Raw genomic sequence first — 18,776 nt, forward strand, 5'->3', positions numbered from 1 at the left:
TCGGCCCGGTTTAGGGATCAGAAATGACCATAGCGCTGAATGTATCCCGCTCTATCCTTGGACAACCGTGGCGCTGGCGAGGCGCAGGCGCGGATGCGCGCGAGCCGGGCTATCTGCCCGACGACTTGGTTACACAGTTGCTGCTGGCCCGTGGCTGTCCGCGCGAAGCCGTGGAAGCGCATCGTAATCCGACCATCCGACACTTCATGCCCGATCCCAGCCTGTTCCGCGACATGGACAGCGCTGCCGAACGGCTGGCGGACGCGGTGCAGGGAGGCGAGCATGTCCGCATCTTCGGCGATTATGACGTGGACGGCGCAACCAGCGCGGCCTTGCTGATCCGCCTGCTGCGCGATCTTGGCCTGCCCGCCCGGCCCTACATCCCGGATCGGCTGATGGAAGGCTATGGGCCGTCTGGCGAAGCGCTGGTGCGGCTGGCCGGGGAGGGGGCAACGCTGATCGTCACCGTCGATTGCGGCGCGCAGGCGTTCGAGGCGTTGGCCATGGCGAAGGCTGTGGGCGTCGATGTCGTGGTGGTCGATCACCATAAATGCGCCGCCGCGCTTCCCGAGGCGTTCGCGCTGGTCAATCCCAACCGTCTGGATGAGGTGGAGGAAGCGGCCGCTCATGGACATCTGGCGGCGGTGGGGGTCGCATTTCTCTTGGGCGCCGCGCTTATCCGCGTGTTGCGCAAGCGGGGATGGTTCGCACAACGGGCCGAGCCTGCCCTAATGGAATTGCTCGACATCGTGGCGCTCGGCACCGTGGCGGACGTGGCACAGCTCAAGGGGCTTAATCGCGCCTTTGTCGCACAGGGCCTCAAGGTCATGGCAAAGCGCCGCAACATCGGCATCTCCGCGCTGATCGACGCGAGCCGCCTTAGCCGTGCGCCATTATGCCATGATCTGGGATTTGCGCTCGGCCCCCGCATCAATGCTGGCGGGCGGGTAGGCAAGGCTGATCTGGGCGTGCGCCTGCTGACGACGGAAGACCCGATCGAGGCCGCGAGCATCGCTGCCGAGTTGGACCAGTTCAACGAGGAACGTCGCGTGATCGAGGCGGCGGTACAGGTCGAGGCGGAGGAACTGCTGGCGGCGCAGGGCAACCGGGCCGTGGCGCTGATCGCTGGAGCTGGCTGGCATCCTGGCGTGATCGGTATCGTCGCCGGACGCATCAAGGAAAAGGCGGGCCGCCCGGCGATCGTCGTGGCGATTGACGATGCGGGTACGGGCAAGGGCTCCGGCCGTTCGATCTCCGGCGTTGATCTTGGCGCGGCCGTGCTGGCGGCCAAGGATAGCGGCTTGCTGGTTGCAGGTGGCGGCCACGCCATGGCGGCAGGGCTGACCGTCGCGGCTGACAAGCTGGATGCGCTGGCTGATTTCCTGGACGAAAGGCTCGCCGCCGCCGTCGCCCGCGCCCGCGATGACCGCGCATTGTTGATCGACGCCGTGCTTGCCCCGGCGGGCGTCAATCCGGACTTCGTGGCCGCGATCGAGGCAGGCGGCCCCTATGGCGCTGGCTGGCCCTCTCCGCTCATCGCGGCAGGGCCGATGCGCGTCATCAAGGCCGATGTCGTTGGCAATGGCCATCTGCGCGCCGTCATGGCGGGGGACGATGGCCGCTCCATCAAGACCATCGCCTTCCGCCAGGCGGAGAGCGAGTTGGGGCAAGCCATTCTCGGCGCACCGCGCGACCGCCGCCTGTGGGTCGCGGGCCGTGCAAAGATAGACGATTGGGGCAGCCGGCCCGCCGCTGAACTGCATCTGGAAGATGCCGCCTGGGTCGATTGAAAGAAGTGGTCGTTTTCCTGCCCCAAAGGGGTTGACCGCCGCAAGCTCCCCCCCTAAAGCCGCCCTCGCTTCGCAGCGCCGCCCAAGCGGTTCTGCATGTGGCCCCTTCGTCTAGCGGTTAGGACGCGGCCCTTTCACGGCTGAAACACGGGTTCGATTCCCGTAGGGGTCACCATTTTCCAAGCGCAGCCTTCATCATAAGCCGCGTTCCGCCGGGATCAAAGCGGCGACGCGGTCGTTCTTCATGCCTTAGCAACCGGCATGGAAGGCAGCAGGACTCGTGGCGTCACTTCATTGGCCGAGCCAGCTCATCATCGTACGTCATGGCCAGAGCGCCGGAAATGTGGCGCGCGACGCCGCAACTGAAGCACAGTCCGATCGCATAGCCTTGTCCGTGCGGGATGCGGACGTTCCGTTAAGTGGATTGGGCCGTGAGCAGGCGCAGGCGCTAGGCCATTGGTTCGGCAGCGAGGAGGAAGATCAAAGGCCGGAGGTTCTGTTGTCGTCCCCCTATCTGCGGGCGTTTCAGACCGCGCAGATTTTCCGCGAGGTTGGCGGAGCCGCCGCCGAGGAACCGATCTGCTTCGATGAACGGCTGCGCGAAAAGGAATTCGGCATTTTGGACGGGCTGACGACGACGGGCATCCGCAATCTGGAGGCCGACCAGTATGAATTCCGCCAGATGCTCGGAAAATTCTATCACCGGCCGCCGGGCGGAGAGAGCTGGTGCGACGTCATCCTGCGGCTCCGATCGGTGATGGACACCATATCATTGCACTATGCCGGACGGCGCGTGATGATCTTCACGCATCAGGTCGTGGTGTTGTGCCTTCGCTATATCATCGAAGGGTTGAATGAAGCGGAAATACTGGCGATCGACCGGGCTGGCGATGTCGCGAACTGCGCGATCAGCGACTATGTTTATGACCCTTCCCACGGGCGCAATGGCGGGCTGGTGCTGCGCCGTTACAATGTGACCGCGCCGATGGAGGAAGAGGAAACCCCTGTCACACGCGAACCCGATGCCATCGCCGGAGCACGGGGATGACGCCAGAGACTCTCGATAGCGAATGGTTGCGCGCGCACCCCCTGCCGATCCCCGACCATGACTCCGACAAGAATGGGCGGGGCCGTGTGCTGGTGGTTGGTGGGGCGGAATTCGTGCCGGGTGCACTGCGCCTGACGGGCGAGGCCGCACTGCGCGCGGGCGCTGGAAAGTTGCAGATGGCGACGGTGCGTTCTGCCGCCATGTCGCTGGGCGTGCTGGTTCCCGAGGCCGCGATGACGGCGCTGCCTGCGGAGGAAAATGGCGAAATCGCCGCTGGAGCGGCTGAGCGTCTGGCGCCGCAACTTGCCGGCTGTGACGCGCTGATATTGGGGCCGGGCATGAGCGTAAGTTCCCAGACGGATGCACTGGTCGCTGCCATATTGGCCGCCACCGATCCGCCAGTCACCATTGTACTCGATGCGGCGGCGCTCACCTCTGCCCGCGAGTTGCGATCCACCGTCGCCGGGCATGAGGGACATATCATCCTGACGCCTCATCATGGCGAGATGGCTATCCTGACCGGGCAAAGCGTCGAGGCCGTTTCGGCCGATCCCCTGAAGATTGCGCTGCAAGTGGCGGCGGAATTTCAGGCGGTGGTCATCCTGAAGGGCGACCGCAGCGTGGTCGCGGCTCCGGACGGCGCCTGCCTGTTGCATGAGGGCGGTTGCGTCGGCCTGGCCACCGGCGGTTCGGGCGATGTGCTGGCCGGGATCGTCGGCGGTTTGGCGGCGCGCGGCGCGGACCCTTTGCGGGCGGCTGCCTGGGGCAGCTGGTTGCACGGCCAGGCAGGGCGCGAACTCGCCCGCGCCATGGGGCCTGTCGGATTTCTGGCGCGCGAATTGCTGCCGCTGATTCCCGGCCTGCTGGAAGCGCCCGGCAACAGCTAACTGCATCGTTGCGCATCCGAATTCATCTTTGTGCGTTTCGGGTGGATGAGCGACAATTTTTCGGTGCTGCCGCATCTGGTCCCTATCGTCATCGCCTACTGTCTGGCTCTGCCTATCGGCTGGAACCGGGAGCGAGCGGAACGCAGCGCTGGCCTGCGCACCTTTCCGCTGGTCGCCGTCGCGAGCTGTGGCTTTGTCCAGACGGTGGAAGGAATGATGGCGCAGGACCCGGCGGCGCTTGCCCGGGTGTTGGAAGGCGTGATCGCGGGCATCGGATTTCTGGGCGGTGGTGCGATCCTGCAGCAGAGACATGCTGTCAAGGGCACCGCGACCGCCGCAAGCCTGTGGATCACGGGGGCGATTGGCGTTGCGGCGGGGCTTGGCGCCTATGATGTGGCGGTGGTTCTCACCGGCTTCACGCTACTGACTTTCTGGGTCATGGCGCCGCTCAAGCCCGAGGAGAATGAACGGAACGCGGAAGAAAAGATCAGCGAGCCCGGCGCGCCGCGCTGAGACGCGGGGTTACCCCAGTGCCGCCTGCTTTTCCGCCGCCAGCCGGTCCAGTTCCGCCCGACTCTTCTTCTCGCTCGCCGACTTGAGTTGCCCGCAGGCGGCCATGATGTCCCGTCCGCGCGGCGTGCGTACCGGGGCGGAGATGCCGCCTTCGAACACGATCTCGGAAAAGCGCTTGATCCGCTCGGGCGTCGAACATTCATAGTCGGTGCCCGGCCATGGGTTGAAGGGGATCAGGTTGACCTTGGCAGGCAGCTTATAGTGACGCAGCAGGCGAACCAGTTCGCGCGCATCTTCATCGCTGTCATTCTTGTCCTTGATCATCACATATTCGAACGTGATGCGGCGCGCATTATTCGCGTTCGGATAGTCGGCGCAGGCTTGCAGCAGCTGTTCGATCCCGAATTTCTTGTTGAGCGGCACCAGTTCGTCGCGCACATCCTTGGTCACGCCATGGAGCGACACGGCGAGGTTGACGCCAATCTCTTCCCCCGCGCGCGCCATCATCGGCACTACGCCGGAGGTGGAGAGCGTGATCCGCCGCTTCGACAGAGCGAGGCCGTCGCCGTCCATGACGACCTTCAGCGCATCGCGCACATGATCGAAATTATAAAGCGGCTCGCCCATGCCCATCATCACGATGTTAGTCAGCATGCGGCCGTCGGGGCTATATTGCGAGCTATCGTCCGCTTCGTCATCATTGGCGGATGCCATGCTGCCCTTGGGCCATTCGCCCAGCGCATCGCGGGCCAGCATGACCTGTCCGACGATCTCGCCTGGCGTCAGGTTGCGCACGAGGCGCATCGTGCCCGTGTGACAGAAACGGCAGTTGAGCGTGCAGCCCACCTGGCTCGATACGCAGAGCGTTCCGCGATCGGCGTCCGGGATGAACACCATCTCATAATCCTGCCCGTCGTCCGACCGGAGCAGCCATTTGCGGGTGCCGTCGCTCGACACCTGCGCTTCGACGACCTCGGGGCGCCCTACGATGAAGCGCTCCGCCATCCAGCCGCGCATCGGCTTGGCAAGGTCGGTCATCGCATCGAAATCGGTTTCGCCGCGATGGTAGAGCCAGTGGAACAGTTGCTTCGACCGCAGCTTTGCCTGCTTGGCATCCAGCCCTGCTTCCTCCAGCGCGCTTTTGATCTGCGGGCGCGACAGGCCCATCAGGTCGGTGCGCCCATCTTCACGGGGCGTCACGGCGCGGGGCACGGGCACAGGGTCGATAGCGCCGGGAATCGGCATCAGGGGGCTGGCGGATGAATGCATGGCAGCGCCCATAACGGATTTTTGCGGATTTATAAAGGGAGCGGAATTCGCGCCGTGAACGTTGCCGTGCTCCTGCGAAGGCAGGAGCCCAGTTCCGAAGGGCGGGCTGGTTTAGACGGCTGGACTGGGTTCCTGCCCTCGCAGGAACACGGAATGCGTCGTCTCACCGCAGCCGTGCGCAGCCCAATGCCGCCGCGTCGATTGCTGTCGCGGCGCCGCGCAGCGTGTAGGTGTCCGCGAAACCGCGCCCATTTGCGCCCTGCGTCTGTACGCTCATGCTGCCTGCTGATCGCATGGCGGCAATGATGGCCGCGTCCGCGCGAGGGTCGGGCGCCCAGGCATCAGCCTGTCCCGCGACCAGCGGGAAGCGCCTGTCCCCGACATTCAGGATAACGGGAGAACCATCTGCCCGCACCCGGCTCAACCGGAAATGCACCTGTCCGCGTACGCGCTGGCGCGGCCAGTTCCCAACGGCGGCGAAACCATTGCCAGCACGGCTCACGGGTTTGGAGATGGCATAGCAACGCGGTGCCGCCGGGTCACGGAACGCCCCCCAAGCCTCGAACATGCCGAGCGAATCTCTTGCCAATGCCGGCGTCGCGATCAGCAGGAGCAGGAGCAAGGCGTGCTTCATGACGCTGGCAAAGCCCATCATGTCCTCTTTTGCAACCCTTGCCGTCACGAAACGATCAGCAGGTGCTTGCCGCCGCCGCAACAGTGGTTATGAAGGATCATCCATCATTGTCGCCCGGATTCGACCGCATCCGGGCTTTGCGCAGAAAAGAAACGGACAAACAGGGACATGAAGGCCACCATCGAACGCGCCACGCTCCTCAAGAGCCTCAGCCACGTCCAGTCGGTGGTCGAGCGGCGCAATACGATTCCGATCCTGTCCAACGTGCTGATCGAAGCGTCTGCCGATGGCGCGATCAAGCTGATGGCGACCGACCTCGACCTCCAGATCGTTGAAAGCGTGTCCGCGCAGGTCGAACAGCCCGGCGCGACGACCATTTCGGCGCACACCTTGTTCGACATTGCCCGCAAGCTGCCCGAAGGGTCGCAGGTGTCGCTGCAAGCGGCGGAAGGCAAGATGCTGATCCAGGCGGGCCGCGCCCGCTTCAACCTGTCGACCCTGCCGCGCGACGACTTCCCGGTGATCGCGGAGGGCGATCTGCCGACCAGCTTCGAACTGCCCGCAGAGACGCTGAAGCAAATCATCGACAAGACGCGCTTCGCCATCTCGACCGAAGAGACGCGCTATTATCTGAACGGCATTTATTTCCACGTGTCGGATGATGGTCAGCCGGTCCTGAAGGCCGCGGCCACCGACGGCCACCGCCTCGCTCGCGTCACCGTGTCGCGTCCGGATGGCGCCGATGGCATGCCGGGCATCATCATTCCGCGCAAGTGCATCGGCGAACTGCGCAAGCTGCTCGATGAGGTCGAAGGATCGGTGCAGATCACCCTGTCGGCGAGCAAGATCCGCTTCGGGCTTGGCAGCGCGATCCTCACCAGCAAGCTGATCGACGGCACTTTCCCCGATTACAGCCGCGTCATTCCCACCGCGAACGACAAGCTGCTCAAGATCGACCCGCGCAGCTTCGAGGAAGGCGTGGACCGCGTCGCCACGATCGCTACGGAAAAGACTCGGGCGGTCAAGATGACGCTCGATCGCGACAAGATCACCCTGTCGGTCACCAGCCCCGAAAACGGCACGGCGGCCGAAGAAGTGCCGGGTGCGTTTCAGGGCGAGGGCTTCGATATCGGCTTCAACGCGCGCTACCTGCTCGACATTCTGGGCCAGATCGACAGCGAAACGGTCGAACTGCACCTTGCCGACGCGGCAGCGCCGACGCTGATCCGGGAAAATGATCGCAGCCCTGCGCTCTATGTCCTGATGCCGATGCGCGTCTAGTTGAGAGAAGGGTGAGCGGTTTTGCGGGGCCGCTCCTTTCCTGCTCAATCTGTCTAAGCGTCTGTGGACGGACGCCGGGGCCGTTTGGCGTCGCGAGCGGGGCGTTCCAATCCCGTTATGCTTTGCCAGCCGGTCGGGTAAGTTTCTTTCAACATCTGTGCGTTACGCACGTCATATGGCCCCGTCGCGCACCAAGCTGAACGATACATCGTATCGACCCGCCGATCTTGCGGTCGCGCTGGGTCTGGCTGAGGGCGGGACGCAGGCGTCGGCCTTCTGGATATCCGGAGCCTTCGCCCATATCGCCCGCCTCTGGCCGCTGGTGCTGCTGGGCAAGCTGTGCACCATCACGCTGCTCCATGTGCCTCTGTTTACCTTTGGCCACATTCTCCACTTCCTCACATTCCTAACGATGTTGCTGACAGATGGCATGCTGATCGCCGCTCCGCGCGCGGAACGATTCCAGAATCTACGGCCGCATGTGCAGAAATGGCTGATGCTGCCGATGGTATTGCTGTCGAGCATGAGCTTCAGCATGCTGCTGGGTCCGGCGCAATTTGCAGGACCATTGTCGATTTCTCTCGCGGCAGAAGTCGCGATGGCGTTGATCGCCGTGTCGATATTCGGCGACCGGCGGTTGCTGGGCGTCAGTTATTTTCTGGGCACATTGATCGTTTCAGCGTTTCAGGAAGCGGGCTTTGCGCAACTGGGTTTGTTGGTGAGTTGCATCGCGGTCATGATGATCGCCGCAGTGCGCCAGGCAACGTCTGATTTCGAACGGGCAATCGCGCAACATCAACAGGACCTTCGCGCGCAACGATCCGACCGCCTGTTGCAGGAATATGAACAGTCGGGGCAGGGCTGGTTCTGGGAAACCGACCGGCAAGGCTGCTTAACCTACCTATCAGAAACGCTCGCGCGAACACTGGATATCGCGGAGGATGAACTTGTCGGCCAGTTGATCACCGCGATTGTCTCTGCGGGTGATCATAAAAATGGCGGGGGTGAGCGCACGCTCGGCTTCCATTTATCGACCCGCACCGGCTTTTCGGACATCCATGTTCGAGCCGCGGCTACCCGCGACGAGCGCTGGTGGTCGATATCCGGCCAGCCGGTTTTCAACGAATTTGGCCAGTTCCACGGCTTCCGCGGGAGCGGCGCCGACCTTACCGAAATCCGCCGGAGCCAGGCGGAGGTGAAGCGGCTTGCCCAGTTCGATTCGCTGACTGGCCTTGCCAATCGCGTACAGATGCTGCGGGCGCTGGAAGATGCCCTGGCTGGCTCCCCCGGCAAGTCGGGCGATTGCGCGCTGCTGATGCTGGACCTGGATCGCTTCAAGACCGTCAACGATACGCTCGGCCACCCCGCCGGGGACGCGCTGCTGCGGCAGGTGAGCCAGCGTCTTCAACGTGTCGCGGGCGATCGCGGGCTTGTAGGGCGGCAGGGCGGTGACGAATTCAAGGTGCTGCTGCCCGGCAGACATGATCGTGCGCTGCTGTCCCAACTATCTACGATGATCATCAACACGCTGTCGCAACCTTATATGATTGAGGGGAAGGCGGTCGTCATCGGCGTGTCCATCGGGATTTCCTGTTGCCCGCATGATGGCGACACGGCCGATGCGCTGATCCGCAACGCTGATCTCGCGCTCTATGCTGCAAAAGGCGACGGGCGCGGCGTCCATCGTTTCTATTCGTCCGAAATGCACGCCGATGCAGAGGGGCGTCGGCAGTTGGAGGAGGATCTTCGCCACGCGCTGGCTTCGGATGGGCTGCACCTTGTCTACCAGCCGGTCGTGTCTTCAAGGACGGAGCGGGTCACCGGCTATGAAGCGCTGCTTCGCTGGACTCATCCCGTACGTGGCGAGATTTCGCCATCCATTTTCGTGCCCATCGCCGAGGAGACAGGGCTTATCGGCCCGATCGGTGACTGGGTACTGCGCACCGCCTGCCGCGACGCTTCGGATTGGGACGAAGATATTCGCGTCGCCGTCAATGTCTCGCCGATCCAGTTCGCCAATCCAGGATTGCCCGCGACGGTCATGAGTGCGCTTGCCGCTTCCCAACTCGCGCCCCAGCGGCTGGAGTTGGAGATCACCGAAAGCGTGTTCCTGAATGACAATGACGGAACGGATTCGATGTTCGCCCGGCTCAAGGGGATTGGCGTCCGTCTGGCGCTCGACGATTTCGGCACAGGCTACTCCTCGCTCGGTTATTTGAAGAAGGCGCCCTTCGACAAGATCAAGATCGACCAGAGTTTCGTGCGCGGCGCGGTGATGACCGGCAGCCGCAACAGCGCGATCATCAAGGCAATCGTCAGTCTGGCCGAGGCGCTGGGCATGGACACCACGGCGGAGGGCGCGGAGACGCAGGACGAACTGGCGCTGATCCGCGATCTGGGGTGCAGCCATATACAAGGCTATGTCTATGGCCGCCCGCTTGTTGCCAGCGATGTGCTGGCCCGGCATCGCGCACATGGCACGGTGGCGTTGGTGGAGGGTTTTCAGTCCAGCCGCCCAGAGCGCAAGACGATGCTGCGGACGATCGCGGTCCATGCCGATGGTCACGCCTATACCGGGCGCATCCGCAACATCTCCTCCACCGGTGCCATGATCGAGGGGCTGTGGCATGTGCCCCAGGGCACCGAGCTGTCGATCGAGTTCAGTGACAGCCAGAATGTGAGCGCCGTGGTTCGCTGGTCGCGCGAGGATCGGATGGGCGTTGAATTTACCAGCGCCATCGACATCGCCGCTGCCTGCGCCCTGCCTCGATCCTTGGCATCCTGACCTGACCCGGTTCGGGCGGTGGCGCCCGCAAGCGCATAAAAAAGGAGCTGTCGGATGACAGCTCCTTTTGTTGTACGGGGCGGATGTTTCAGGCGGCGATCGCTACCTGTTCGGCCTGAACGAGGCCACGCGCGACATCTTTGACCAGTGCGATGAAGCGTCCGGCTTCCCGAGCGATCATCGCCTTGTTGAAGCAGGCGGCCGCCCCCCGGTCGAGCGCTTCGGCCATGATCGGCGCTCCGTCGCGCATCAGGCTGGACAGCATGATGACGGGGCAGGGATCGATGTCCATGATCTCGTCAAGGATGCTGAGCCCATCCCGGCCCGGCATGGCGACGTCCATCGTCACCACATCGGGCTTTTCCATGCGGATGAGGTCGATCGCCTCTTCGCCATTGCGGGCGATGCCCACGACATCGAACCGGCAATCGCGTTCCAGCAGCGTCTCGATCATGGCGCGAATGGTCAGCGAGTCATCGACCACCACGATCCGTATCGGCTTTGCCATGCATTCCTCCGACCCTTGTTTTCAAAGGTCATAACGGACGGAAAATGGAGAGTTTTAGGCAAGAGTCAGAAGAACAGTTTCCGGAAGGAAATGCTGATCGTACGGCCCAGCGGATCGAGATAGCCCTGCTGGTAGCGCAGCGGGGTTCCTCCGGTCGCGTCCGTCACATCGCGGCGCGTGTTGAAGATATTGTTGATCCCGATCGATACCCGCGATCCCCGCAGAAAGGGATGATTCTTCACAAGCGAAGGCATCTGCCCCAGATTGGCGAATAGTCGCAGGTTAGCGGTCGCCAGACTGTCGAAATTGAGCCGGGAAGTGCCGCCCAGCGCGCCATCGACATGGGTGCCGCTTTCCCAATCGATGCCCAGCCGCGCACCAAGGCCATTGTTGGTGTAGCCGACGCGCGCCTCCACCTCATGCCTTGGCTGGCCACCCGATGATCCCGTCGCGTCGCCGTTCAGCAGATCGAGTTCCGGCACGCCCGGCGCGATTAGGATGCTCTCGGTAAAATGCCATGTGTGGTAGAGGCTGAAGCTGAGGCGCCCGCCTCCGCCTCCACGTCCGCCACCCATGCCGCCCGGCCCGCCAAAACCGCCGCCTGGCCGTCCGCCGCCTCCGGGGCCGCCAAAGCCGCCTTCGCCGCGCGGTCGGTCTCCGCCCTCCTGTCCGTGAGGCGGCGGAGCGCTATCCTGACCCGCTTGCGCGCCACGCTCTCCGCCCCGTCCGCCGCGATTGCCGAACAGTGCGCGCATATCCTGCAGTTCCTTGGGCCGATCCTCAGGCTTTGCACCGGCGGCGCGCCAGGCCTCTGCCAACTTCTGGATGCGCGACTTCAGCGGGAAGGAGAGGTCGAAGCCCCAGCGCAGTTGTTCGCTTTGCGAGCGCAGATAATTGATCGGCGTCGCATCGATTTCGGTCAGCAAACCGCCAACGCGAGTGAAGCGGCCCTCGAAAGCATCCAAGATTGCTGGCGTAGGCTCGGGGAATGCCGCGATCGGATTGCTTGTCCGGCTGTTGAGGTAGGTCGCTGTCAGGGTCAGGTTGGGCTTGTCGAAAGGCTTCACCGTTGCGCTCAGCCGGAACTGGTCGCGCACGCTTTCCTTCAATTGGGCGTTGCCTCCGGTTACCCGCGTGACGAAGACGGTCTGGCCGCTTTGATAATCGAAGACGGGTACATTCTCCGTCCTGACTTCGGGATCGCTTAGCTGGTTCCCCGTCGGCGCAGCTCGATCCTGGTTCGCGGACACCAGCAGTTGCACCGCAGGGATCGGCCGCCAGCGCAGGCCATAACCAAGGGTGGAGAGCGTGCCGAAGTCCGAAAGCTCTTGCGCCGCCGCATTCACATTGACGCCGATATCGCCGACCGCGCCCAGCACGCCTCTCACCTTGCTGGTGATCGGCAAGTCCAGAGTGACCTGTCCGCTGGCGATCTGTCGATCATAGTCGATGTCCTGCTCGAACCCGTTGCGGATCGACCAGCCCTCAAATCCATTGGCCGACGCCCCCACCCGGACGGAGCTTGTAGCGGCGCCCGCAGGCAGGTCGAACACAGGGCCTGACAATAGCAGGTCGCCCGTCACCGCCTGCGACCGCGCGCTCGCCCGGTCGGTCGACGCCGATCGGTCGGTTCGCGTGCGCGTATCCGACAGGTCGCCATTGCCAGTGAAGGACCATTGCCACCCCTTGCCGAGCAGCCCGTTGAAGGTCAGGCCCAGATGGCCGGTCGTTCCGCGAATCTGCTGATCGAGCCGGTTGTCCCGCAGAAATTCGGCATAGAGCGGCCCGTTGCCGATAGGCGCGGCAAGTGCGGCGGCAGACAGTCCTTGCAGCGAGTCATTGTCCGACAGCTCCACCCGGCCGTTCACGGTCATCGATACGCCGCCGAGCGCGCGCGCATAGGTGGCGTTCGCGGACACGCTCTCGGTCGCCGGGCTCAACGTGCGAAAGCGGGTGATGTCGATCATCGCCGGACTGATCGCCGTCCGTTCGATCCCGCGTTCGCTTTCCAGTAGTGAAGCAGCGGCATTATATTTGACGTTCAACGTAAAGCGATTGTCGCCCCGGATGCGCAGCAGGCCCGCCTCGGCCGACCCGCTTTCCCGTCCGCCATCGGTGGTCGTGGCCGCGCGCAGATCGGCCAGTTCCGCCCGAAAACGCTGGCGCAGGACGATGTTCGCCACCTTCTGCGTTGGTGCATAGCCATAGGACAGGGCGACCTGTTCCGGCAGGATATCGACGCGCGCCACGGCCTCGGACGGGATATCCTGGATTTCGGAAAAGCTGGAAATGCGCTTCCCGTTCAGCAGCACGACCGGGGTCCCGTTCGTCTGTGCCGACAATTCGGTGATCATTTCCGAAATGGAGGTGACGCCCAGAGCGCGGATGTCGGCGGAGGAAAGCTGCTGCTCAGGCTTGATATTGCCCAGCACCGCGCCCCGCTGCGGCTGGCCGGTGACGATGATCTCGTCGCCTTCGTCCATCTGCGCAGGCGGCTCCTGGGCTGAAGTCTGCGCCATCAGCGCAGCGGGCGATGCGCCCATCATGAAAAACAGCATCAGCGAAGCCGGTCGGCGCACGAACATACCCCTTTTGGAAAAAGCGAACTCTTGATGGTCCGTCACTAGGGGCGAACTGTCTCAAAATCTTGGCAAGGCCAAGGCTAATTTGTCGCAAAATGTAGCAGACGCCTTCACGCGCTGCGGTTCCCTTCGCTCATCGGCTCGCCTAGGCTGAGGGCATGCGCACTTTGTACCCTGCCATCGACCCATACGCTCACGGCCACCTCGACGTTGGCGATGATCATTCCGTCTATTGGGAGCGCGTCGGCACGCCGGGGGCAAAGCCTGCGGTCTTTCTCCACGGCGGGCCGGGCGGCGGCATCTCGCCCGATCACCGCCGCCTGTTCGATCCGGATCGCTACGACATTTTACTCTTCGACCAGCGCGGTTGCGGCCGTTCGACGCCGCATGCTTCGCTGGAAGCGAATACGACCTGGCATCTCGTGGCGGACATAGAGCGCTTGCGGGAGTTGATTGGCGTTGATCAATGGCTTGTCTTCGGCGGTAGCTGGGGATCGGCGCTGGCGCTTGCCTATGCACAGAGCCATCCCGCCAATGTCAGCGAATTGATCCTGCGCGGCATCTTCACGCTCCGCCAGCAGGAGGTCGACTGGTATTATCAGGAAGGTGCCAGCCGCATCTATCCAGATAAGTGGGAACGCTTCCTTGCGCCCATAGCGGAGGAGGATCGTGGCGACTTGCTTCATGCCTATCACCGCATCCTGACGGGTGAGGATCGTGCGGCGCAAGTCGCGGCGGCCAAGGCGTGGAGCGTATGGGAAGGCGAAACCATCCGTTTGCTGCCAGACGCTGCACTGTCAGCCACGCATGAGGATGATGCGTTCGCACTCGCCTTCGCGCGGATCGAAAATCATTATTTCGTGCATCGCGGCTGGCTGGAGGAAGGCCAGCTCATCCGTGATGCGGGCAAGCTCCGCGACATTCCCGGCGTGATCGTTCAGGGTCGCTACGACATGGCCTGTCCCGCCGAGACCGCCTGGGCGCTGCACAAGGCATGGCCTGAAGCACGGTTCGAGATGATCGATGGCGCTGGGCACGCCTATAATGAACCCGGCATCCTCGACGCCCTGATCCGCGCTACGGATAGTTTCGCAATCTGAAATTCAGATGGTGAAGGGGGATGGGCGATCGTCGAGCATCAAAAGCTCAGGGCTCGCCCTTGGACTCCTGCATCCGCCGTTCGGCAAACCATTGTTCCAGCATCTTGGCGGTGCAGCCGGTAAAACCGTTGCTCCCGATCGCCGAGCAGCTGCCGGGCAGATTCTGGCGCTGTACCTCTTCCATGGTGGCCACTTGGCTACCCCAGCCCGGCCCACCGGACGGGGCGGGCTTTTCGCGCAATTTCTTCGGGATGCGGTAGCGTTCGGACTCAGGCTTGCGCGCGCAAACGACGATCTCGTCGCCTTCGCCTTTGGGACAGGGGTCGTTCCCATAGACGATCAGGTTGAACACGCGCTGTGGCGGCTCGGCCCAGGCTGGGGCGAGTAAGGCTATGGGTGCAAGCGCGGCCATGGCGAGGAAGGCATGAACCGGGAAGCGCATAGGTGATATCCTCTTTTCGCCCCTGTCCACCGGCGGAGTGCCCAATTCCGCCAGCCTTACCCAGACGCCAAGCGCCCGGAGCAACCGTCAGGGCTGCGTCGGTGTAGTCTGCTGCGGTTGGCTGGCCTGCGCCTTTTCCTCCGCTACGGCTCGCGCTTCGATCGCCTTGCTATCAGCATCGATGGTGGAAAGCCGCCGCGCCCGCTCTGCGGCGACCAAGTCCTTCCAGCTGGCATTGTCCGCCGCCTGCCGTTCCGCCTTGGCAAGCCTTGCCAACTGGTTGAAGCAGCCGGTGAAACCGCCGGGGCCAGTGGCCGAGCAGCTTTCCGTGCCGGTGCGGCCGACATATTCCATGGACCGTACGCGCTCGCCCCATGCCTGATTGCTCGGCTTGTTGGGATCGCCGCGCAGCGGTTCCGGGATGCGGTAGCGTTCTTCCTCGCCCTTGCGCGCGCAAACGACAATGTCGGTGCCAGCGCTTTGCGGGCACGCGTCGTCGCCATAGACGATGACCAGATTGACGCGCTCCGATCCCGTCGTGCCGGCGGCGGCGGTCGGTGCCTGCTCCTGCGCGGGTCCGGCCTGCTGCTGCGCCATGGCGGGCAGGGTGCTCGCGGCCATCAGCAGCATAGCGGCTGTCGCGGTCTTCATCATCGTTCTTATCTCCTCAGATCCGCTTCGACAGCGCGATTGCAGCCCGGCACCCCAGGCGAATGACGCCCGAAAGCAGCGGATAGGCGGGGGCCTGCTCCGCTCCACGGGCGATCGCGGTTTCGCGATGTTCGACTTCTTCCGCCTGAAAATCCGTGATGGTGGCGGCAAGTTCCGGGTCATCGCCCGCCAATTCCGCCAGCTGTTCGCCATAATGGCGGTCGATCTCCGTTTCGATCGCGGCGGTGCAGGCCATGGCGGCGCGTGGGCCGATCGCGGCGGTGACAGCACCCAGCGCAAAGCCTGCGACGTTCCAGATCGGCCGAAGCGCGGTCGGTCTTACGCCGCGCCGCGTTATCATCGCGTCAAATATCTTGCGATGCCGTTCTTCCTGCGCCGCCATGCCCGCGATGACGCGCGCGTCGGGGTGGCGATCGCCAAGGACAGCAAGCTGCCCGGCATAAATGCGCGTCGCGCCGAACTCACCCGCCTGATCGACGCGCAGCATCGCTGCGCGATCATCGGCCGTCACCTTCCGGCCGGGGCGGGGGAAATCCCTGGGCGCGCTCATGCCTCTTTCCTCGACTTGATCAGCAAGGCCAAGATGGCGAGCGCGCTGGCTCCGGACAAGAGCCCATTGAAGCCCGCGAGCGAAATGCCGAAGAGTGTCCAGGGGGCGACGTCGCAACGGGTGATCGGGGTCGCCATGATCTGGTTCAATATGTCCGCCGGGTTGCCCGCCGCCGGAGAGGTGGAGCAGGCGGTCAGCCCCTGCCACCAGCCATATTCGACCCCCGCATGAAAGAGGCCAATGCCGCCGCTGATTCCGATCGCCAGCCCGGCCAGCCCCGCGAACAGCGCACTGACGCAGGGCCGCCTTTTCACGGCGTAGGCGATCAGCGCGAGCGGGATCGCCGCCATATGCGGATAACGCTGCCACCAGCACATCTCGCACGGATGCAGGCCGCCTACATATTGCGAAGCGTAGGCGCCGCCCAGCAGCAGCAGCGGCATGGCAAGGGCGATAGCGCGGGCGAGAGGCAAGTTCTTCATGGTGCTCGCTTAAACGGCCCCGAACCTTTCGTCATGCTGAACTTGCGTCAGCGCCCGAACTTGCGCTGGGTCTTGCCGTATCGCAGCTTGCGCGTGCCTGGCTTCCCCTCGGTCGCCCGCCCCCTTGGCGTGGCCACCCGTTCGTCGGGCGGCAACCCAAGTTCTTCCGCCTCCAGCTTGCGGATTTCGTCGCGGATGCGCCCGGCTTCCTCGAACTCCAGGTCGGCGGCGGCGGCGCGCATCTTCTTTTCGAGATCCTCGATATAGGCGCGCAGATTATGGCCGACCAGGTGCGGCCGGTCGTCAAGACCCGTATCGACCGTGACCTGATCCTTGCTCGCGACATGGGCGATGATGTCGCCGATGTTGCGCCTGATCGTGGTCGGCGTGATGCCATGCTCCAGATTATAGGCCTGCTGCTTTTCCCGGCGACGGCTGGTCTCGTTGAGCGCGCGCTCCATGCTGCCGGTGATGCGGTCGGCATAGAGGATGACCCGCCCATCCACATTGCGCGCCGCGCGGCCGATGGTCTGGATCAGCGATGTCTCCGATCGCAGAAAGCCTTCCTTGTCCGCATCGAGGATCGCGACCAGGCCACATTCCGGAATGTCGAGACCTTCGCGCAGCAGGTTGATGCCGATCAGCACGTCATAGACGCCGAGCCGCAGGTCGCGGATCAGCTCGATACGCTCCAGCGTCTCTACGTCGCTGTGCATGTAGCGGACCTTGATCCCCGCCTCATGCATGAACTCGGTCAAATCCTCGGCCATGCGCTTGGTCAGCGTGGTGACGAGGGTGCGATAGCCCTGCGCGGCCACCTTTCGGCATTCGTTGATAAGGTCGTCCACCTGATCCTCCACCGGCTTGATCTCGACCGGCGGGTCGATGAGGCCGGTGGGGCGAATGACCTGTTCGGAGAAGGCGCCGCCGGTCTGCTCCATTTCCCATGGTCCCGGCGTGGCGGATACGCTGACCGTCTGCGGCCGCATCGCATCCCATTCGTTGAAACGCAGCGGGCGATTGTCGATGCAGCTTGGCAGGCGGAAGCCATATTCGGCGAGCGTGATCTTGCGCCGATGATCGCCCCGCGCCATCGCGCCGATTTGCGGCACGGTCTGGTGGCTTTCGTCCACGAACAGCAGCGCGTTTTCCGGGAGATATTCGAACAAGGTCGGCGGCGGCTCGCCGGGCAGGCGGCCGGTCAGGAAGCGGGAATAATTCTCGATCCCCGCGCAGGAGCCCGTCGCGGCGATCATTTCCAGATCGAAATTGGTCCGCTGCTCCAGCCGCTGCGCTTCCAGCAGCTTGCCCTCGGCCTGCAATTCTTTGAGCCGCTCGGTCAGTTCGAAACGGATCGCCTCCATCGCCTGCTTCAGTGTCGGCCCCGGCGTGACATGGTGGCTGTTGGGGAAGACCTTCACATATTCGAGGGTCGCGATCTTCTTGCCCGTCAGCGGATCGAATTCGACAATCTCCTCGATCTCATTGCCAAAGAAGCTGATGCGCCAGGCCGTGTCCTCATAGTGGGACGGGAAAATCTCCAGATTATCCCCCTTCACCCGGAAATTGCCGCGCGCGAAGGCGGCATCGTTGCGCTTGTACTGGAGCGCCACCAGCTTGCGGATAATCTCCCGCTGATCCTCGATCCCGCCCTTCTTCATCGAAAAGGTCATGGCCGAATAGGTTTCGACCGAGCCGATGCCATAGAGGCAGGATACCGACGCGACGATGATCACATCGTCCCGCTCCAGCAGCGCACGGGTGGCGGAGTGGCGCATCCGGTCGATCGCCTCGTTAACGCTCGACTCCTTCTCGATATAGGTGTCGGATCGCGCCACATAGGCTTCGGGCTGATAATAGTCGTAATAGCTGACGAAATATTCGACCGCATTCTCCGGGAAGAAGCTCTTGAACTCACCGTAAAGCTGCGCTGCGAGAATCTTGTTGGGAGCAAGGATCAGCGCGGGCCGCTGCATCGCCTCGATCACCTTGGCCATGGTGAAGGTCTTGCCAGAGCCGGTGACACCCAACAGCACCTGATCCTTTTCACCCGCCCTTGCCTGTTCGACCAGTTCGGCGATGGCGGTGGGCTGGTCGCCCGATGGTTCATAGTCGGAAACCAGCTTGAACGGCCTGCCGCCCTCGCTCTTTTCCGGGCGCGCGGGTCGGTGGGGGACGAAGCCTTCGCCGGTCTCGGGCTCGTCCAGCGTGGTGCGAATCTGAATGGACATGG

Annotated in this window: 16 protein-coding genes and 1 tRNA gene; 8 read left to right on the forward strand and 9 right to left on the reverse strand. The window is 63.5% G+C overall.

The window, feature by feature from the left end; genetic code table 11:
* Positions 1-23: 23 nt before the first annotated feature.
* From recJ to ACZ51H_RS12530, 5 genes are all read left to right on the forward strand, one after another.
* A complete protein-coding gene (recJ, locus tag ACZ51H_RS12510; protein WP_464802011.1) occupies positions 24-1,790 on the forward strand; it encodes a single-stranded-DNA-specific exonuclease RecJ in 1,767 nt (588 codons plus the stop codon).
* A 100-nt stretch (positions 1,791-1,890) separates the two neighbouring features.
* Positions 1,891-1,965: transfer RNA gene (locus tag ACZ51H_RS12515), tRNA-Glu, on the forward strand.
* Between the two features lie 105 nt (positions 1,966-2,070).
* Positions 2,071-2,838, forward strand: a complete 768-nt coding sequence (locus ACZ51H_RS12520; protein ID WP_449470854.1) for a histidine phosphatase family protein — start codon at positions 2,071-2,073, stop codon at positions 2,836-2,838.
* Positions 2,835-3,725, forward strand: coding sequence for an NAD(P)H-hydrate dehydratase (locus ACZ51H_RS12525; RefSeq protein ID WP_464802012.1), 891 nt, complete (start codon positions 2,835-2,837; stop codon positions 3,723-3,725). The genes ACZ51H_RS12520 and ACZ51H_RS12525 overlap by 4 nt, the downstream gene beginning before the upstream one ends.
* 45 nt (positions 3,726-3,770) lie before the next feature.
* On the forward strand, positions 3,771-4,238 hold the full coding sequence (locus ACZ51H_RS12530; protein ID WP_464771701.1) for an MgtC/SapB family protein: 468 nt from the start codon (positions 3,771-3,773) through the stop codon (positions 4,236-4,238).
* A gap of 9 nt (positions 4,239-4,247) precedes the next feature.
* On the opposite strand, the gene rlmN is transcribed toward ACZ51H_RS12530, so the two are convergent.
* Both rlmN and ACZ51H_RS12540 read right to left on the reverse strand, forming a co-directional pair.
* Positions 4,248-5,507, reverse strand: coding sequence for a dual-specificity RNA methyltransferase RlmN (gene rlmN, locus ACZ51H_RS12535; RefSeq protein WP_449470859.1), 1,260 nt, complete (start codon positions 5,505-5,507; stop codon positions 4,248-4,250).
* Between the two features lie 163 nt (positions 5,508-5,670).
* Positions 5,671-6,159, reverse strand: coding sequence for a hypothetical protein (locus ACZ51H_RS12540; RefSeq protein WP_464802900.1), 489 nt, complete (start codon positions 6,157-6,159; stop codon positions 5,671-5,673).
* A 150-nt stretch (positions 6,160-6,309) separates the two neighbouring features.
* On the opposite strand from ACZ51H_RS12540, the gene dnaN reads away from it, so the two are divergent.
* Both dnaN and ACZ51H_RS12550 read left to right on the forward strand, forming a co-directional pair.
* Complete coding sequence (gene dnaN / locus ACZ51H_RS12545) at positions 6,310-7,422, forward strand: DNA polymerase III subunit beta (RefSeq protein ID WP_464802013.1); 1,113 nt, start codon at positions 6,310-6,312, stop codon at positions 7,420-7,422.
* 175 nt (positions 7,423-7,597) lie between these two features.
* Positions 7,598-10,207, forward strand: coding sequence for an EAL domain-containing protein (locus ACZ51H_RS12550; protein WP_464802014.1), 2,610 nt, complete (start codon positions 7,598-7,600; stop codon positions 10,205-10,207).
* A gap of 88 nt (positions 10,208-10,295) precedes the next feature.
* Here ACZ51H_RS12550 and ACZ51H_RS12555 read toward each other — a convergent pair whose 3' ends face one another.
* Together ACZ51H_RS12555 and ACZ51H_RS12560 are read right to left on the reverse strand one after the other, a co-directional pair.
* Complete coding sequence (locus ACZ51H_RS12555; protein WP_449470863.1) at positions 10,296-10,715, reverse strand: response regulator; 420 nt, start codon at positions 10,713-10,715, stop codon at positions 10,296-10,298.
* Between the two features lie 65 nt (positions 10,716-10,780).
* Positions 10,781-13,300 carry a TonB-dependent receptor gene (locus ACZ51H_RS12560; protein WP_464802015.1) on the reverse strand — a complete coding sequence of 840 codons (2,520 nt, stop codon included), beginning with the start codon at positions 13,298-13,300 and terminating at the stop codon, positions 10,781-10,783.
* 155 nt (positions 13,301-13,455) lie between these two features.
* Here ACZ51H_RS12560 and pip point away from each other — a divergent pair, with 155 nt between their 5' ends.
* Positions 13,456-14,397, forward strand: coding sequence for a prolyl aminopeptidase (gene pip, locus ACZ51H_RS12565; protein WP_464771705.1), 942 nt, complete (start codon positions 13,456-13,458; stop codon positions 14,395-14,397).
* Positions 14,398-14,443: 46 nt separating this feature from the next.
* On the opposite strand, the gene ACZ51H_RS12570 is transcribed toward pip, so the two are convergent.
* The 5 genes from ACZ51H_RS12570 to uvrB all read right to left on the reverse strand — a co-directional run bounded on the left by ACZ51H_RS12570 (position 14,444) and on the right by uvrB (position 18,774).
* Positions 14,444-14,839 (reverse strand): hypothetical protein, encoded by a 396-nt coding sequence (locus ACZ51H_RS12570; protein WP_464771706.1) that lies wholly within the window; start codon positions 14,837-14,839, stop codon positions 14,444-14,446.
* 87 nt (positions 14,840-14,926) lie between these two features.
* Positions 14,927-15,493 (reverse strand): hypothetical protein, encoded by a 567-nt coding sequence (locus ACZ51H_RS12575; protein ID WP_464771707.1) that lies wholly within the window; start codon positions 15,491-15,493, stop codon positions 14,927-14,929.
* Between the two features lie 13 nt (positions 15,494-15,506).
* Entirely contained in the window at positions 15,507-16,061 is a 555-nt protein-coding gene (locus tag ACZ51H_RS12580) for a demethoxyubiquinone hydroxylase family protein (RefSeq protein WP_464802016.1), read from the reverse strand.
* Positions 16,058-16,543, reverse strand: a complete 486-nt coding sequence (locus ACZ51H_RS12585) for a disulfide bond formation protein B (RefSeq protein WP_464802017.1) — start codon at positions 16,541-16,543, stop codon at positions 16,058-16,060. The genes ACZ51H_RS12580 and ACZ51H_RS12585 overlap by 4 nt, the downstream gene beginning before the upstream one ends.
* A 47-nt stretch (positions 16,544-16,590) precedes the next feature.
* Positions 16,591-18,774 (reverse strand): excinuclease ABC subunit UvrB, encoded by a 2,184-nt coding sequence (gene uvrB, locus ACZ51H_RS12590; protein ID WP_464802018.1) that lies wholly within the window; start codon positions 18,772-18,774, stop codon positions 16,591-16,593.
* Between the last annotated feature and the right edge of the window lie 2 nt (positions 18,775-18,776).

The sequence above is a fragment of the Sphingobium sp. TomMM15 genome (assembly GCF_055397045.1).

Excerpts from the sequence above, each read along its gene's own strand:
- recJ (WP_464802011.1), top strand. The coding sequence starts at position 24 with ATGACCATAGCGCTGAATGTATCCCGCTCTATCCTTGGACAACCGTGG.
- ACZ51H_RS12525 (WP_464802012.1), top strand. The coding sequence starts at position 2,835 with ATGACGCCAGAGACTCTCGATAGCGAATGGTTGCGCGCGCACCCCCTG.
- ACZ51H_RS12530 (WP_464771701.1), top strand. The coding sequence starts at position 3,771 with ATGAGCGACAATTTTTCGGTGCTGCCGCATCTGGTCCCTATCGTCATC.
- rlmN (WP_449470859.1), bottom strand. The coding sequence starts at position 5,507 with ATGCATTCATCCGCCAGCCCCCTGATGCCGATTCCCGGCGCTATCGAC.
- ACZ51H_RS12540 (WP_464802900.1), bottom strand. The coding sequence starts at position 6,159 with ATGGGCTTTGCCAGCGTCATGAAGCACGCCTTGCTCCTGCTCCTGCTG.
- dnaN (WP_464802013.1), top strand. The coding sequence starts at position 6,310 with ATGAAGGCCACCATCGAACGCGCCACGCTCCTCAAGAGCCTCAGCCAC.
- ACZ51H_RS12550 (WP_464802014.1), top strand. The coding sequence starts at position 7,598 with ATGGCCCCGTCGCGCACCAAGCTGAACGATACATCGTATCGACCCGCC.
- ACZ51H_RS12555 (WP_449470863.1), bottom strand. The coding sequence starts at position 10,715 with ATGGCAAAGCCGATACGGATCGTGGTGGTCGATGACTCGCTGACCATT.
- ACZ51H_RS12560 (WP_464802015.1), bottom strand. The coding sequence starts at position 13,300 with ATGTTCGTGCGCCGACCGGCTTCGCTGATGCTGTTTTTCATGATGGGC.
- pip (WP_464771705.1), top strand. The coding sequence starts at position 13,456 with ATGCGCACTTTGTACCCTGCCATCGACCCATACGCTCACGGCCACCTC.
- ACZ51H_RS12570 (WP_464771706.1), bottom strand. The coding sequence starts at position 14,839 with ATGCGCTTCCCGGTTCATGCCTTCCTCGCCATGGCCGCGCTTGCACCC.
- ACZ51H_RS12575 (WP_464771707.1), bottom strand. The coding sequence starts at position 15,493 with ATGATGAAGACCGCGACAGCCGCTATGCTGCTGATGGCCGCGAGCACC.
- ACZ51H_RS12580 (WP_464802016.1), bottom strand. The coding sequence starts at position 16,061 with ATGAGCGCGCCCAGGGATTTCCCCCGCCCCGGCCGGAAGGTGACGGCC.
- ACZ51H_RS12585 (WP_464802017.1), bottom strand. The coding sequence starts at position 16,543 with ATGAAGAACTTGCCTCTCGCCCGCGCTATCGCCCTTGCCATGCCGCTG.
- uvrB (WP_464802018.1), bottom strand. The coding sequence starts at position 18,774 with ATGTCCATTCAGATTCGCACCACGCTGGACGAGCCCGAGACCGGCGAA.